The 14778-nt window shown below is 54.7% G+C and carries 16 protein-coding genes; 2 read left to right on the forward strand and 14 right to left on the reverse strand.

Features of this window, described 5'->3' with window-relative positions; genetic code table 11:
• Together AC27K1_RS18375 and AC27K1_RS18380 are read left to right on the forward strand one after the other, a co-directional pair.
• Positions 1 to 1031, forward strand: a 1031-nt coding sequence (locus tag AC27K1_RS18375) for a hypothetical protein (protein ID WP_487152247.1), incomplete at its 5' end; no start/stop codon positions are given.
• Between the two features lie 307 nt (positions 1032 to 1338).
• Positions 1339 to 2874 carry a hypothetical protein gene (locus tag AC27K1_RS18380; RefSeq protein ID WP_487152248.1) on the forward strand — a complete coding sequence of 512 codons (1536 nt, stop codon included), beginning with the start codon at positions 1339 to 1341 and terminating at the stop codon, positions 2872 to 2874.
• 58 nt (positions 2875 to 2932) lie between these two features.
• Here the strand turns inward: AC27K1_RS18380 and AC27K1_RS18385 are convergent, their stop codons facing one another.
• From AC27K1_RS18385 to AC27K1_RS18450, 14 genes are all read right to left on the reverse strand, one after another.
• Positions 2933 to 3799 carry a flagellar motor protein MotB gene (locus AC27K1_RS18385; protein WP_487152249.1) on the reverse strand — a complete coding sequence of 289 codons (867 nt, stop codon included), beginning with the start codon at positions 3797 to 3799 and terminating at the stop codon, positions 2933 to 2935.
• Entirely contained in the window at positions 3796 to 4653 is an 858-nt protein-coding gene (motA, locus tag AC27K1_RS18390) for a flagellar motor stator protein MotA (RefSeq protein ID WP_487152250.1), read from the reverse strand. The genes AC27K1_RS18385 and motA overlap by 4 nt, the downstream gene beginning before the upstream one ends.
• Positions 4654 to 4700: 47 nt before the next feature.
• Positions 4701 to 5450: a sigma-70 family RNA polymerase sigma factor gene (locus AC27K1_RS18395; protein WP_487152251.1), complete on the reverse strand. Its 750-nt coding sequence runs from the start codon at positions 5448 to 5450 to the stop codon at positions 4701 to 4703.
• A 23-nt stretch (positions 5451 to 5473) separates the two neighbouring features.
• The gene (locus tag AC27K1_RS18400) at positions 5474 to 5938 is read right to left on the reverse strand and encodes a flagellar basal body-associated FliL family protein (protein ID WP_487152252.1); all 465 of its coding nucleotides are present in this window, start codon (positions 5936 to 5938) and stop codon (positions 5474 to 5476) included.
• Positions 5939 to 5984: 46 nt separating this feature from the next.
• A complete protein-coding gene (locus AC27K1_RS18405; protein WP_487152253.1) occupies positions 5985 to 7175 on the reverse strand; it encodes a flagellar hook-length control protein FliK in 1191 nt (396 codons plus the stop codon).
• A complete protein-coding gene (locus tag AC27K1_RS18410; protein WP_487152254.1) occupies positions 7172 to 7486 on the reverse strand; it encodes a hypothetical protein in 315 nt (104 codons plus the stop codon). Before AC27K1_RS18410 ends, AC27K1_RS18405 begins: the two co-directional genes overlap by 4 nt.
• Positions 7479 to 7874 (reverse strand): flagellar export chaperone FliS, encoded by a 396-nt coding sequence (fliS, locus tag AC27K1_RS18415; RefSeq protein ID WP_487152255.1) that lies wholly within the window; start codon positions 7872 to 7874, stop codon positions 7479 to 7481. The genes AC27K1_RS18410 and fliS overlap by 8 nt, the downstream gene beginning before the upstream one ends.
• Before the next feature lie 216 nt (positions 7875 to 8090).
• Positions 8091 to 9401 (reverse strand): flagellar filament capping protein FliD, encoded by a 1311-nt coding sequence (gene fliD, locus AC27K1_RS18420; RefSeq protein ID WP_487152256.1) that lies wholly within the window; start codon positions 9399 to 9401, stop codon positions 8091 to 8093.
• A gap of 74 nt (positions 9402 to 9475) precedes the next feature.
• Positions 9476 to 9838 (reverse strand): hypothetical protein, encoded by a 363-nt coding sequence (locus AC27K1_RS18425; protein WP_487152257.1) that lies wholly within the window; start codon positions 9836 to 9838, stop codon positions 9476 to 9478.
• A 125-nt stretch (positions 9839 to 9963) separates the two neighbouring features.
• The gene (locus tag AC27K1_RS18430) at positions 9964 to 11115 is read right to left on the reverse strand and encodes a flagellin (protein WP_487152258.1); all 1152 of its coding nucleotides are present in this window, start codon (positions 11113 to 11115) and stop codon (positions 9964 to 9966) included.
• A 152-nt stretch (positions 11116 to 11267) separates the two neighbouring features.
• The gene (gene flgL, locus AC27K1_RS18435; RefSeq protein WP_487152259.1) at positions 11268 to 12182 is read right to left on the reverse strand and encodes a flagellar hook-associated protein FlgL; all 915 of its coding nucleotides are present in this window, start codon (positions 12180 to 12182) and stop codon (positions 11268 to 11270) included.
• Between the two features lie 20 nt (positions 12183 to 12202).
• Complete coding sequence (flgK, locus tag AC27K1_RS18440; protein ID WP_487152260.1) at positions 12203 to 13825, reverse strand: flagellar hook-associated protein FlgK; 1623 nt, start codon at positions 13823 to 13825, stop codon at positions 12203 to 12205.
• A gap of 156 nt (positions 13826 to 13981) precedes the next feature.
• Positions 13982 to 14410, reverse strand: coding sequence for a bacteriohemerythrin (locus AC27K1_RS18445; RefSeq protein ID WP_487152261.1), 429 nt, complete (start codon positions 14408 to 14410; stop codon positions 13982 to 13984).
• On the reverse strand, positions 14407 to 14763 hold the full coding sequence (locus AC27K1_RS18450; protein ID WP_487152262.1) for a rod-binding protein: 357 nt from the start codon (positions 14761 to 14763) through the stop codon (positions 14407 to 14409). Before AC27K1_RS18450 ends, AC27K1_RS18445 begins: the two co-directional genes overlap by 4 nt.
• Positions 14764 to 14778 lie beyond the last annotated feature (15 nt).

Consider the following 14778-nt stretch of genomic DNA (forward strand, 5'->3'; position numbering starts at 1 on the left):
GACTTGCTTTATCCTCCTTTTTAACTACTTACAATATTGCCTTAGTTTCCTGTCGATCATGTGGCCATCAGGAGAAAATCACAGAAGATACTACAATTGAAGACTTACAAAAGAATCACACAGAAAACTACTGCATGCGTGATAATATGTTTGCGGTGTCAGAGCGGTGCTGGTTTGTTGATGAAAAAGAAAACAAAATAGATACACTCCGCTATCGAATCATAACACCCGACAACCCACCTGATTGCATGAGCAGGCCCACAAATCCAGCAACACAAGAAACCTACTGTGAAAAAGCCCGGCTATTGGTTCAATCCAGACAACCTGTGAAAACCATTGATATATCGACACTCAAGAAAACCTTCCTGAAAATCGAATTAGAATCTACCATTAAACATAGAGAAGCGTGTGAGCAATCGTTAAATTTATCCATTACACAATATAAAGAATCAGTAAAAAAACAATATGAACAAGAGCTGGATAATACAACATTCAATGCAAGACTATACATTTCCGAAAGCTTGACCAATATCGATCAGCTCATCAAAATAGCAGCACCTGAAATCAATACGACTGTGCAACAAACCCTCCCAGACAACCAACCGGTTGATTCAAGCCTGAAGAATGAACTCCTCGCCCTCAAGGAGTCTATCAACGATACCCTTAATCACATCAACACATTCAGTAATAACCATGTAAAATGCCTGGAACTTGAACATATCAGCAGACATTCACCACCGTTTGCGATGTCACTGCTTACTATTGATGAATCTCAAAAAAAATGTACAGACCCCATGGTAAACCATCTAAAAGAAAAAGCTGATGAACAGCGACAGATGGCCGATCAAAAAACAGTGTCATTAAGCCAAAATATACAAAAATCTTTTTGGAAAACCTGGATAGACAGCAACTCAACATCATCATCAGCAGCTACTGCAGCAGAGGATGAAAATAAACAGCGATTAACGGAAGCTCTCAGGAATAACCTGATTGCACTGAAAAAGGAGGCTGAAGCTCTCATTAATCAGTAAAGAAAAAAACAATCCCGGCAGAGCGACTGTCAGCAATACACCACAGGCTCTACATTCTACCCTCAGGCACGATAATTAACACACCCGTACCCAGCCTGAATGGAAGTATTGCAACAAAATGTGTCTAAGCACTTGTGTTTTTCATACTTTAACGTAAAAAAATACCTGACCAACAATACCGGCACAAAACAAATGCGGATACTGGCTGACCATGATTGACTAGAAGCTTGTGAAAAACCAACATGAAATTCACCCAACACACTGAACACTTAAAGAGTATGAACCAAACGTAATAGGAATTGATCCAATGTTAGCATTTAAACCGGAAAACAGTAGCTTTAATATTCCTCAACCTTCCTGCCTGACACCAACATTAGTGGATGGGTCGGCAATCTCGGGAACCCACCATAGAAACAGGATGTACACCAGCGTCCCTATTGATGTTAACAACACTTACCTTGTTGATAATTGCAGCGGCGCATACAGTATAAAACGAATTAGCGAAGATTACCTTATTCATATAGTCAGTAAAAAAGATTCACTGGACGACATAAAACCATTTACAAAAAAACTTGCAGAAAAAAAAATACTGGTCATAAAAAAAACAGACAGAACCAACCTTATGGCAGAGCTGACAGATTCATTCCTGGACAAAGACTCAGGAAAACCCATTCACGAAAGTTTTACAAAACCAGAAATATCACCTGAGATTATGGCGAAAAAAGGTTTTAAATTTATTGGCGATAAAATAAATGATGCCGCACAATGCATTACTTGCAGCATGACTACTTATCTCTGGTCAAATCCAGAAATACAGAAAACCCATTTGAAACACCAAAGAACAGATGAGAACAGGAGGGGCATTCCATGCAATCCAGATGAAGCCTTCATGCTAGATAAATTACCCAGTTTTTCTAAACCTGACAGATTGCAGCTCATAGATACTGAACGCTATCAACTTATCACACCAGACAGTTCACTTCTCATACGTCAACGTCCCGGCGAGGAAGCAAAAGTAAAAAAAACATATTGTAACAACGCAGTAGTAATCATTAAATCCGGCCACCAACTCAACAGAATTGATCCATCAATATTTCAAGACGAACTAGTACATGCCGCACGGGAAGTGACAAAAGAAGATATGGATAAATCATTAATCACTACAGGCGAAAAATTAAAAAGACACAACAACGCCGTAAACACCTACGTCGAAAGCATGAAGGAATTTTATACCCGAAAATTCAACAACCTGGTTGATCAACACCTACAGAAGGCAGGCACATTAAAAATGTCCTGCAGTCAGCCAATAACAATCACATTACATAATACAGAAAATACAACCATGACCATTCCCGAGCTGAAATCAGAACTAAAAAAAATTGCAACTACAGTCAAAAAAGAAATAGCCTCTCTGAGCCAGGCAACCACGGAACTCATCAGGATAAGAAATACTACTACCAGCATCTTCCAGCTTCTCCAAACCATGACCGATACCACAGAGACCAACTGGCAACAATCACTGGAAAGTCAGCGGATCAAAGAACAGAAACAGGCACAGACGTTGAAGGATCAAATCTCCAAAAGCATTCTTTGCCAATATTGTTCGGATGAAACAAGGAAAGAATACCTGTTATTAGCGGCAAAGTGGGAGGTAGAGTCCTCCCCGGCGGCTGAAGCAATCCCTGCCATGGAGCAAAAGAATATCCTGCTGGGCACACTGCACGAACTCAGCGATAACGGAATTGCATTAATAGAGGAAGCAAAAAAATTTCAGGCACAATTAGCACTCGAAACCAATCTGGACGTGGTCTGGCCAGAGCGGCCTGACGCCTCCGGTTCGTGACCAGCCACTATGCCGCGTGATCCTGACGAAGCGATACGCGGCTTTTGTAAACGTCCCCTTAAATCTGGTTGGCGGCAGCTTCCGACCTCGCCTGAGACAACGCAGCCTGCTCTTTGCCCCCGAGGCTATTCTTGTCGATACGGTTACCCAGCAGCAGCTCAATCCGCCGGTTTACGTGGCTTTGCGGTGCCTCAGGCAACAGGGGATCACGGTCCGCCATCGCCACCACCTGCGTGACCTGCGTTTCCGAAAGCCCGCCGTGAACCAGGGTCAGCAGCGCCTCCCGGGCACGATCATAAGACAGTGTCCAGTTATCCCGGCCCGACCCCCGGGAAAAGGGCACGGCGTCAGTGTGGCCGGTAATGGTGACAGACAGATTCATCGCCGCGATCCTTGGCGCCAGCGCCAGCAGCAAATCCTCGAAATAGGGGGTCAGCGTCGTGCCACCCAGGCTGAACATCGGGCGACTGCCGTCTTCGATGATATCAATGCGAATCCCCTGCCCGTCGCGGCTCATTCGCAGGTTGCCAGCGTAGCCCGACAGCTCGCCGCCGTTCCCGACCGCAGACTCAAGTTTGGTAAACAGAATCGCCTGCGGCGACATGGCCGACGCCCGGGCGGGGGTTTCGTCAATGACGTCCACCACTTCCGCCACCGGCTTGTCAATCGGACCCGAGCGGGGTACGGAGCCCTGGAACTCCATGGGGTAGCGGCTGCCGTTGCTCTCAAAGATCCCGGGACGGCTGAAATAATCGGCGATCGCCAGTTTCTGCTCCTCGGAACTGACTTCCACCAGCCACAGCACCAGGAACAGGGCCATCATGGCCATGGCAAAGTCCGCCAGGGCGACTTTCCAGCTGCCGCCGTGATGCCCCCCGTGTCCCGGCCGGGCGCGACGGCGGATGATAATCGGTTCACTGCTCACGATTGCTTCCCTTCCCGCAGGAAGCCTTCCAGCTGGGCGAACGACGGCCGGTTCTCACCGAACAGCACCCGGCGACCGGCGTCCACGGCGATGGCGGAAGGACGACCACTGACGTGAGCCAGCATGGACTCCTTGGCGCATTCGAACATCAGCATCTGGTCCTTGATCGAGTGTTCAATGGCATAGCTGAGCGGCCCTACCAGGCCATAGCCCAGCAACACGCCGAGGAAAGTACCCACCAGCGCCGCGGCGATGCTCATGCCCATCTGCTCCACCGGCCCGCCCATGGACTGCATGGTGATCACGATACCCAGCACGGCGGCGACAATACCGAATCCGGGCAGGGCGTCGGCCACTTTCTGCAGGGCGTCCGCCGGGCGCCGGATATCCTCGGTGAGGGCGTAGAGTTCGGAGTCCAGCAGGCCATCGAGCTCGTGGGTGGAAATATTGCCCAGGATCACCAGGCGCAGGTTGTCGCAGATAAACGCCGTCAGTCGCTCATCATCCAGCACGCCGGAGGCCTGGAACAACTCGCTGCCGACGGGGTTCTCGATATGCTGTTCCATGGCGGCCACGCCGGTCCGGCGCCGCAGTTCAAACAGCTGGTACAGCAGGGTCAGCAACTGCTGATAATGCATCTGCCGGTAATGGGCGCCGGAAAAGCTGTTGCGCAGGTGCCAGCCGGTGCTGCGCACCACCGACATGGGGTTGGACAACAGAAAGGCGCCCAGCGCGCCGCCGGCGATGATCAGTATCTCCGGCGGCTGCCACAGGGCGGCCAGGTTGCCGTTGGCGAACACGAATCCGCCCAGGACGCTGAAAATCAGCACAGCCAGTCCAGCAATCTTCAACATAGGGGTTACAACACTTGCCTGTTAATCGTTTCAATAGACGGCAGAGGTCAGTCCTGCCATTCGTTCATGGGCTGGCGCAGGGTGGCCAGTGCTTTTTTGCGCAGCTGGCTGATACGCGCTTCCGTCAGGCCCAGCACAGCTGCAATTTCCTTCAGGTTCATCGCCTCCTGGTAGTAGAGGTAGAGAATCTGCTGTTCACGTTCCGGCAATGTTTTCAGCAGCGCAGACAGCTGCTTCTGCCGCCTGTGGGCAAATAAAGGTTCAGCCACGATGTCGTCGGACGCTGAAACAGGCTCCACGCCCATTTCACCCAGTCCCTCAAGACTGGCCAGGGTGGCGGTTTCAATACGCGCCTGCACCTGGCGGACCTCGTCTGCCGTCAGACCCAGCGCCGTGGCAATCTCATGGTCTTTCGGCGCGCGGCCTTCCCGCTGCTCAAAGGCGGCGACCGCCTGGCGGATGGACTGCCCCTGTCGTCTCAGGGTTCTCGGGCACCAGTCACTGCGACGCAGCTGGTCCACCATGCTGCCCCGGATGCGCGGCAGCGCGAATGCCTCAAACGGCACCCCTTCCGCTTCGTCGTAGCGCTGGGCAGCTTCCAGCAAACCGACCATGCCGTTCTGGATCAGCTCATCCAGCTCGGCGTCCCCGCCAAGGCGGTCGAGCAGATGCAGGGCGATGCGCTTGACCATGGCCACATGATCCATGACCCGCCGCTCGATGGCGTCCGCGGACTGAACCGACCGGTAAGCCCCCAGGGCCGCCCGGTCATACCAGGCCAGACTCGACTGCACCATGCTTCCCCCTGTATTCCCCGGACTTACTGGACGACGAATTCGGTAAAGTAGAGATCACTGATGGCAACCCGGCGGTTATTGAGGCTGGCCAGCTGCCGCACCAGCGCCAGCATCTCCAGCCGCACCGTTTCATAGCCATTGACGGACAGCACCTGGTCCGGATCCTGCTCGCGCAGCAACCGGATCATCTCGCTGCGCAGGTGCGGCGTTGTTTTTTGCAACAGCGCCAGCTGGGGTTCACTGTGCGTCATGATGACAGGCTGCGCCTTGAGGAACCGGTAGCTGTCCCCGCCCACAAGGTTCACCACCAGGGGATCCATGGTTAAATAGAGTGGCTCTGCAGATTGCGCGGCTGTCTGTTCCGCTTTCTTGCCGAACCCTGCCCCGTCCAGTCCACCCTGGTAATAGAACCAGCCGCCGCCACCGATCAACGCCAGCACCGGTATGATCAACCACTTCAGCGTTCCCTTACTCTTTTTCTCGCTCATCAGGCACTCCCTTTCTCAAACCGGTCGGACAGGCCGACATCAACCATCAGGCAAACACATCCAGCGCGGTCGGCGCGCCCGTGTTGACAGGCATCGCGGGCAGCTCAACCGGTTCTGCGTCCGCAACCCGGTCATAACGCCCCGGCAACTCGCCGGCCGGGCGTTCATGCCCACCCTCGCGACCACCACTGTTCTGCCGGACATCCACATCCACCCGCGCGAAACCTGCACCATCAAAAGCCGACCGTAAACGATCAACCTGACCTTCAATCATGTCCCGAACGTGCGGCACAGCCGTGGCAAAGCGGATTTTCAGATGATTGTCCTCAACCACAACCTTGACACCCAGCTGACCCAGCTCCGGTGGATCAAGACGGATACGCGCCTCCTTGACCTTGTCGCCTACCAGGGTTACCAGGCGCTGGTTCAGTTGCTGCCCCCACTGGGTTTCATCATCCGCCATACGCAGAGGTGCGCCACGGGTCATATCCGTTGCGGGCGGTTGAGCCATAACCGGCCGGTTGTCTGCCATCGGCATGGTTTCTGTTTTAACGGCCAGTGACGTGTTTGCAGCGCTCTCGGGAATGGATTGCAGCTGGAATACTGCACGTTCAGTGACTTTTAATGCGGGGGAAACCGGGGCGTTATCCTGCGAGTGGGTCTTGCCATGCTCAACCGGCCTGTCTTCCTCACGACCGTTTGTGACTAATCCACCGGTATAAAGCGATTCAGCATCCGGCAGCTGCGCCATTGCGGAACGGGCCGCGTCTCCGGCAGTTGTCGTGGTGGTTGCGGCGACAGGCTCCCGGGATACCGGCGCCTGCATAACCGACAACCATTCACGGGCCTGTTGACGAACCGTGACAGACGACACATCGCCCTGAGCCGATGGCTGACCGGGTAACCCGTCAACCCGGTCCGGCACAGCCTGCCGCCCAACCATGGCAGACGACACATCGCCCTGAACCGGCTGCTGGCTGAGCAAGCCTTCCACCCAGGCCGCCACAGCCTGACGCTGGTTGTCGTCCAACGGTTCGGAATTTACCTGCGCCTGAAACTGCAACAGCTGGTCAGCCACAACCTCCGGGGTTTCACCTTCCTGCTCCAGCGCTGACGCCAGCAGCGCCATCAACTGGTCAAACCCTGCCTCGCCGGATGAAGGCTGCACCGCCTGCCCCTGTGCCGCCTGGGGCCGGGCAACAGGCATATTCAGCAGGGCCATGCCGTTGAACATCATGAACGCCCCACCGTGCTCATGGCCACAGCCTTGTAGGCCTGCAGGGGCGGTTTGCTGGCCCGCAGCTGTTTCAGTTTTGATTCAATCCGGCCACGTTCTTCACGGCAGGCCTCGATCATGACCGGATAAAACGTCTTCAGCCGTGTAACGACCGATTCATCCAAAGCAACGCCTTCGGCTTCTGCCTTGTGGACGGTTATCTGTACCTGGTTGTCTAAACGGGTCAGCTCATCCCAGTCTTCCCGGGCAAGGGCCTGTTCAAGCGCCTGGCAATATTCAGCCAGTTGTTCGGAAGGCGTTAACTCAGCCATTAAGCTGTTCTCCCAGCTGGTCCCAGGCCTGTTGTATTTCACTGACAACCCAACCGGCTTCGTTGAGTTTTTCCAAATCATTGGTCCGGTTGGCGGTCATCAGGGTGCGGGAACAAAAGAGATAAAGTTCCGACAGGTTACCCGCCATCTCCCCACCGATCTCCTGGTCCAGGGACGACCGGAGACACCCCAGGATCTCAATGGCGCGACTGATCGCCATGCCCCGTTCGGCGGGCTGGTTGCGCGCCATGGCGCCCCGCGCCCGGGCGAGGTTGTCCTGCAGGGATTCAAACAGCATCCGCACCATCTGGTAGGGGCTGGCCATGGCCGCGCGCTGGTCGGTCTGGTTGCTCTTGTAGGCGTTCAACGCCTGGTTGGAATAGGTCATAGCCTTTACTGCCCGGTTTGACCGGATCACCGCCGGGCATTCCGGCGACAATCGCTGTTTATCTCGTAGCCTGTCCGGCCTCCCGAAGGACGCCGAAAGTGCCTGAACAAAAATGCTCTCCCGCGGGCATCGCCTGGTCGCCAGCAGCCAGCCATCGGCGGACTGCTGGCCGAGAACACTTGAGTTCGGGAACTTACACCAACAGGGTGTCGTGCATTACATATACGTCAGGGAACCCAGGGTGGCGTTCATCTGCTGGATCGCCATGTCCATGGCGACAAACTGGGCGGTATAACGCTCGGTCAGCGCCGCCGCCCGGCTGTCGAGTTCTTCCCACTGGACGCCGAAATCGTCGAGGTTATCCTCAAGGCTTTCCACCCGCGTGGTGATCAGCCCGTCGAAACTTTTGTCGTTTTCATCCTTGCCGCCGATGTACTGCTCCACCACCGCCTGCAGGTTGGCGACCACCCCTTCCGACCCGGTGAAGGCGTCGGCCACCGCCATCGGGTTGCTCTCGAAGGCTTTTTTCAGCTGGTCGTCGTCAACTTCCAGGTCACCGTTCATGGTGGTGATGACGCCCATCTCCGCCAGGGTGCCGAAGGCGGAACCTTCCAGCGGCGTGGACAGCGCGGAACGCAACTGCGACAACAGCGACTGGGTCATGGAATCACTGGCCAGCGCCGGACGACTGCCGCCTTCCGGCGTGCGGGTCAGGCTTTCAATGGCGCCGAACAGGGTGTTGTAGCTGTCGATCAGTTCGTTCACGGAATCGGTCATGGTGTCGAGGTCCGATTCCACGTCGACCCGGAAAGTTTCCCCGGCAGCGGCTTTTTTCAGGTCGATGGTGACGCCGCTGATGGCGTTTTCTACCTTGTTACTGGCGCTGGTGACCGTGATGCCATCCACAACCAGCTCGGCATCCTGTGCCGCCCGGAGTTCTTTCACCAACACGTTACCGCCACTTTCATTGGTAACGCTGATGGTATTGGCAGCACCCGTCTCATTGCTGGTCAGCACCAATTGGTCACCGTTGACGATGCTGGCTGTAACGCCGGGATTATCCTTCGACTTGTTGATGGCGTTCATCACCGACTCGAGGTCGTTTTCGCCCTCTTTCACGTCCAGCGTGAAGGATTCACCACCGACGTCTATCTTGTAGGTGCCTGCGGCCACGGAATCGCCTTCAAACACTGAAATCTTGTGCTTTTCGGCCAGCTGCTTAACTTCAACCTGATAACTGTTGGGCCGTGCGTCTCCATCCACAGTTACGCCGAACAGCTTTTCAGCGTCCTCATCCATGCTGACCTTGAGCGACCCGAACTCATCGGGGTCAGACAGCTTTTCCAGCGTCTTGTTAAACGCTCCGAGGGCGCTTTCCAGCTGTTCCAGCGCCGCCACCTCGTTGTTGATGGCCGTTTCGCTTTTCTGCAGCTGGTTTATTCGCGGCGCCATTTCCGACTGCACCATGGTCTGGACCATCAAATTGATATCCAGCCCCGAGCCCATGCCGGGCATGCTGATCGCCATAGGGTGACTTCCTTCCGTTCTGCCGTCCCACCGGACGGACGCATCGTGACCGGCCAATAGCAATTAGTGTGCCATCAGCACTCTTCGTTGATAAAAAATCCGCCTTCCGCCAGATCACCGGGATTCAGGCCCAGGAAGGTAAGGGGCGACAATTGACGTACGACAAAGTCATCCGCATCGAGGCATTCCACCACCAGGTCGCCGATGGGTAAACGACGAAGACTGAACCGCCAGCCCCGTTCGGCAACCACCGGATTCATCCGTGCGACATGGGCCAGCAATGGCTTCCGGAAGTTTTTTTCCGCCCCTTCCTGCGGTGTTTCTGGTGATGCCTGTCGACGGTCATCCTGCCCCACAGGCATCGTGCGACCCGCCGAGACAACTTTCCCGACCCGAACCGGGTTAACCGGCACAGACCTGTCGGATATACGTTCCATCCGTGATTCCCGGTGAGTCGAAAGACAATCGTTGTAAACAGGGTCACCCTGTGAAATCGCCGATTAAAAAAACGCCGGCACATCGCTGCAACCGGCGTTATTTATCGCATGCGCTTAACGAGCGATTAGCCCATCAGCTGAACGGCGTACTGCGGCAGACCTTTGGCCTGGGCCAGTACGGAAGAACCGGCCTGCATCAGCATCTGGCTCTTGGTCATGCTGGTGGTTTCCTTGGCGAAATCCACGTCCAGAATACGGCTCTGGGAAACGGTCATGTTTTCCTGGATGTTGGACAGGTTGCTGACGGTGGAGTCCAGACGGTTTTGGACGGCACCGAGGTTGGCGCGTTCGGAGTCTACGTGAGCCATTGCACTATCCAATGTTTTAATGGCTTGCTGAGCACCTGCGGCAGTTGTTAGATCAAGGGCTCCTACGTTCTCAGCCTTAACAACTGTACCTGTATTACCCATTGAATGCTTTGTAGCGTTCGTCAGAGCATCAATGGATGCTTGATCGTTTCCTGCAATGCTGAAGTCCAACACTTTTGCATCTGGATTATCTGAATTGTCGTCAGCCTTAACAGATATAGATACTTCCACATCGTAATCTTCGGCCATATTGTCTTCAATTTGGGTAACCAATCCCTCGATAGTGCTAGCGTTCAGCATTTCGGTATCGGTACCATCACTAGAATAATTGAAAGCGTATCCAGATGTTTCCCCGTCTGTTTCATGACGAAGAACTTCAACATTATTTTTGGATACGGTTTGAGCGAGAGAGTCTGCCCCCATTTCGCCAATACCGAAAGAAATAGTTTCATCAGCATTGGACCCAATCTGGAAAGTCAGTTTTTCTGCTGAACCATCCAGGAGTTTTCTACCTGAAAAAGTGGTGGTATCTGCAATACGGTTCATTTCAGTCTGCAACTGAGTGATCTCTTCCTGCATTGCAGCACGATCAGCTTCTGTATTGGTATCGTTAGCAGACTGTAACGCCAGATCACGCATACGGCCCATAATGTTGGAACTTTCCCCCATAGCCCCTTCCGCAGTCTGAGCCATAGAGATAGCATCGTTAGCATTACGCATAGCCACATCCAGACCGCTGATCTGAGTACCCATACGATTAGAAATCTGCATACCCGCCGCATCGTCGGCAGCACTGTTAATGCGCAGACCAGTGGACAGCTTCAGCATGCTGTTTTCCATGGCCTTCTGGGTGTTACCCAGGTTGTTCTGAGCGATCAGCGCGGTAGAGTTGGTATTGATGGACAGCATGTCATGACTCCGATAATTGCTGTGTTTTAGCGCCACTGGCGGCGTACGCAACAGAAGTCGTCTGTTAATTCAGGAACTTAAATATTTATTTTGTTTTTTTTGCCACTTTCCAGGCCGGAAAGTGGCAGGGAGGAAAAAAGAACCGCGAACGATCAGATGTAATTGAACAGAGAGAGCTTGTTCACCTTGCCATAACTCTGCTGCGTCGCCTGCAGCGCGGTAAATTCCATGGTCAGCTGGGTGATGGCTTCAGCGTAATCCAGGTTTTCCAGCGACCCTTTCATATCGGTCGTCATGGTGACGGACTCCTCATTGGCCTTCTGCGCCATCTCCAACGTGTTCATGCGTGCCCCCACTGACGTTAAGGTAGAACCGACGGATTGCATCGCGTCGTCTATGGTATCCAGGCTGGTTGCCAGTACGTTATCCAGTTCGGCGGGATCACCCGTTTTCAGGGCGTCAGATAATTTTTCCAGGCTGGTAAAAATATCGCTTCCATCCGCAGAACCGATCGAAAAAAAGATGTCTTCCGCCGTATCGCCCTGGGCAATGGTCCGGTTATCGCTGATGGGAATTTCACGACTACTGTCACCCCCGAGGTAAACCCAGTTGCCGTCGTCGTCTTTGGCCACCGGCGCCGTATCGCCCCTGGTGCCGCCAAACAGGTATTCGCCGCTGGCAGAGCGGGTATTCGCCATGTCTACCAGTTGTTCGGTCAGGTGATCCACTTCCTGGGCAATCGCCGCACGGTCTTCCGGGGTCATGCCATCGTTACCGGCGGACAGCGTCAGGTCACGCAGGCGCTGCAACGTGTCATTGACATCATTCAGCACCGTTTCTTCCGCTGACAGCGACAATTCTGCCGCCGCGATATTTTTCTGGTACTGCTCAAGCTGTGCCAGCTCGTCATTCATGCCCATGATCTGCAGGGCGGCCAGCGGATCATCAGACGGTTTCAGTATTTCCTTGCCACTGAGCATCTGCAGCAGCGACTGGTTGACCTTGCCGGTCGTCTGCTGCATGGAACTGTTCATGGTGGCATGCATTTGCATGGTGCTGATGCGCACGGTGTCACTCCTGTCAGCGATCAAAGGTTGAGGATGGTATCGAGCAGCTGCTGCGCGGTGGCGATCACTTTGGCGTTCGCCTGATACGCCTGCTGGTAAACCAGCAGGCTGCCCGCCTCTTCATCCAGGTTGACGCCAGCCACGCTCGCCAGGGCATTGGCCGCTTCCTCGTGGAGCACTTTCGCCGCGTTGTAACTGCTGCCCGCCTGCGCCGTGGTATTGCCCACGTCCGTCACCAGCAGGTTCCAGCTGTCGCCCAATGTATTCGTGCCGCCCACCAGGGGTTCTTTTTCCAGCGCGACCAGGTCCAGCAGGTTACTGTTGTCGCCCGGCTCATCCGGCTTGCCGGAGAAGGCCAGGTCGGCAGGGTCGGTCATGACCACGTCCATGGCGCTGCTGTAACCGCTGGTCGGGTCAACACCGAAACTGTCGCCTGCCGCCAGGCTGCCTTCGGCCACCTTGATGGTCATGCCGTCCACCGCAACGCCCGCCTCCAGGTCAGACGCCGCACCTTCGGACACCACTTTCCCGTCGCTGACCAGGCTGTAACGCAGCTCACCGTCGTCTGCTTCATAGACGTCGAGGGAATAGTCGCCGCCGGTAAGACTTCCACTGTCGCTGATTTCCACTTCCAGCAGGCCGCTGCCGGTATTGCCGCGGGACGCCTCAACCCGCTCGCGCATGGCCTCGGTGCTGTTGATATCGGAAAATAACGCCGAACCGGCGTTGCCGTCGAGGTCATAGCCTTCGCCCAGTTGTTCATTGATGGCGTCCGACATCACGATGGCAATCCTGCCCAGTTCACGCAGGGCAGGCTCAACCACCTGCTCACGGAAATCCAGCACGCCCTGGATACTGCCGCCAACGGATTTCAGCGGTTTTTCCGCCGTATCCGTGATCAGCGCCAGGCTCATCTGGTCACTGTCCGGATCGCCGTTACGAATCACCAGCTCATTGGCTTCGCCCCGCATGACCAGCGGCTCACCGAACGGCAGGTAAACATCCACGGTGCCGTCGGGACGGGTATCCGCCGTGACATCCAGCAGTTCCGACAGTTTCTGCACCGCCTGGTCACGCTGGTCCAGCAGTTCGTTGGGGACGCCGCTGCCAGACTGTGACGCCATGATGGAGTCATTAATTGCCGCGATATCCCCCATCAAACCATTGACGTCTGACACCATGACCTCCAGCTGGTCATTGGTCAGCTGCGCCTGTTTTTGCAGGCCGCCGTGCAAACTGTTGAAACGGGACGCCAGGTCATTGGCCTTGGCCAGCACCGTCTGCCGGGCCGCGTCGGAGGACGGGTCGCTGGCGGCGCTGTTCAGTCCGCCAAAAAAACCTTCCAGCGCCGGGGACAGGCTGCTGCCGTCGCCGGTCACCAGGGTTTCAAGCCGGTCGGCATGACTGTAATAGGCGGTGTGGTAACCGTAGGCGGTGGCGGTATCCCAGACCTGTCCGGCCAGGTAGCTGTCCGTCACCCGGCGGATATCGCTGACATACACGGTGCCGGTGGGCGACGTGGCGTAATTGACCTGTTGTCGTGTGTAACCGGGCACGGCGGAACCGGCGATATTCTTGCTGGCGACATTCAGGGCGGTCTGCGCGGCAAACATGCCGGAGATGCCCGTGTTAATCATGCTCATGGTTGGCTTTTTCTGATGATGCCGCCGGCCGGAGCTGGCGGGAACTAAAAGGGCTGGAACAGGAGTCGACACCTGTCGTTATTTATTAATTGCGGATAACCGAAACCCGTTACCCGCAACCTGATAAAACAGGGATCATTTCAGGCGATCAATACACTATCGAAACAAGGCGGCGTACTGTCGGTCTTCTTGCAGAATATGTTCCATCCACCACTTCTTGAGAAACGGCATGACTTCATAGATGTCCTGGTCTGACCGGACCGTCGACAACAACTGCTGCGTTTTCAGCATGATTTTTTCATGGATTAACCGATGCGCTTCAAGGCCCGGATAATTCACGCTCGCCATGATGGCTTCTTCCGTACTGAAATGCACTTTCGCATACTCTTCAAGCATCTTGAGCGTTGACTGGACAAAGGCCATGGAAGCGCCCATTTGAACATGGAAGTAAAAGGAATTGATGATACTGACCAGTCCCCTGTGCTGCTCATCAATGATAGTGACGCCGATATTGAGATCGTCATTCCAGACGATATATAACGGCTGTTCCATTAGCCTGTCTTTACCACCAGTGATGTTTATCACCTTCGGATTTCCTTTGTGTCAGGTAGTACGTCAGATTGATCACCCTGCAGGGTTTTCACCTGCAGGACCAGTTGCTCCGCCAGCCCGATACCGCCGCCTTCTGCCAGCGACAGGGCCAGTTCGCTATCGTGCCAGTCACGCATAAACGACTGTTCTCTGCTGTTGAACGGGTTACCTTCCGCCAGCACATCCCCCGCCTGGCGCATGCCTTTGAGCAATTGCTGGAGAAACAGCGCCTCAAATTCGGTGGCGACAGATTCCAGGGATGGAGAGTTGGATTTTACCGAGGGTTCCCGGACGCCGGACATCACTCCGGACGACACAAGCCGTGGATCAGGCGAACCGGTAATCATGTGCATATTCTCCGT

This window comes from Kistimonas ophiarachnellae (genome assembly GCF_057552235.1).

What these genes read in the sequence shown, in the direction of transcription:
- AC27K1_RS18450 (WP_487152262.1), bottom strand. Translation starts at nt 14,763, where the DNA reads ATGATTACCGGTTCGCCTGATCCACGGCTTGTGTCGTCCGGAGTGATG.
- AC27K1_RS18400 (WP_487152252.1), bottom strand. Translation starts at nt 5,938, where the DNA reads ATGAGCGAGAAAAAGAGTAAGGGAACGCTGAAGTGGTTGATCATACCG.
- fliS (WP_487152255.1), bottom strand. Translation starts at nt 7,874, where the DNA reads ATGACCTATTCCAACCAGGCGTTGAACGCCTACAAGAGCAACCAGACC.
- flgK (WP_487152260.1), bottom strand. Translation starts at nt 13,825, where the DNA reads ATGAGCATGATTAACACGGGCATCTCCGGCATGTTTGCCGCGCAGACC.
- AC27K1_RS18405 (WP_487152253.1), bottom strand. Translation starts at nt 7,175, where the DNA reads ATGATGTTCAACGGCATGGCCCTGCTGAATATGCCTGTTGCCCGGCCC.
- fliD (WP_487152256.1), bottom strand. Translation starts at nt 9,401, where the DNA reads ATGGCGATCAGCATGCCCGGCATGGGCTCGGGGCTGGATATCAATTTG.
- AC27K1_RS18425 (WP_487152257.1), bottom strand. Translation starts at nt 9,838, where the DNA reads ATGGAACGTATATCCGACAGGTCTGTGCCGGTTAACCCGGTTCGGGTC.
- motA (WP_487152250.1), bottom strand. Translation starts at nt 4,653, where the DNA reads ATGTTGAAGATTGCTGGACTGGCTGTGCTGATTTTCAGCGTCCTGGGC.
- AC27K1_RS18395 (WP_487152251.1), bottom strand. Translation starts at nt 5,450, where the DNA reads ATGGTGCAGTCGAGTCTGGCCTGGTATGACCGGGCGGCCCTGGGGGCT.
- AC27K1_RS18430 (WP_487152258.1), bottom strand. Translation starts at nt 11,115, where the DNA reads ATGCTGTCCATCAATACCAACTCTACCGCGCTGATCGCTCAGAACAAC.
- AC27K1_RS18410 (WP_487152254.1), bottom strand. Translation starts at nt 7,486, where the DNA reads ATGGCTGAGTTAACGCCTTCCGAACAACTGGCTGAATATTGCCAGGCG.
- AC27K1_RS18380 (WP_487152248.1), top strand. Translation starts at nt 1,339, where the DNA reads ATGTTAGCATTTAAACCGGAAAACAGTAGCTTTAATATTCCTCAACCT.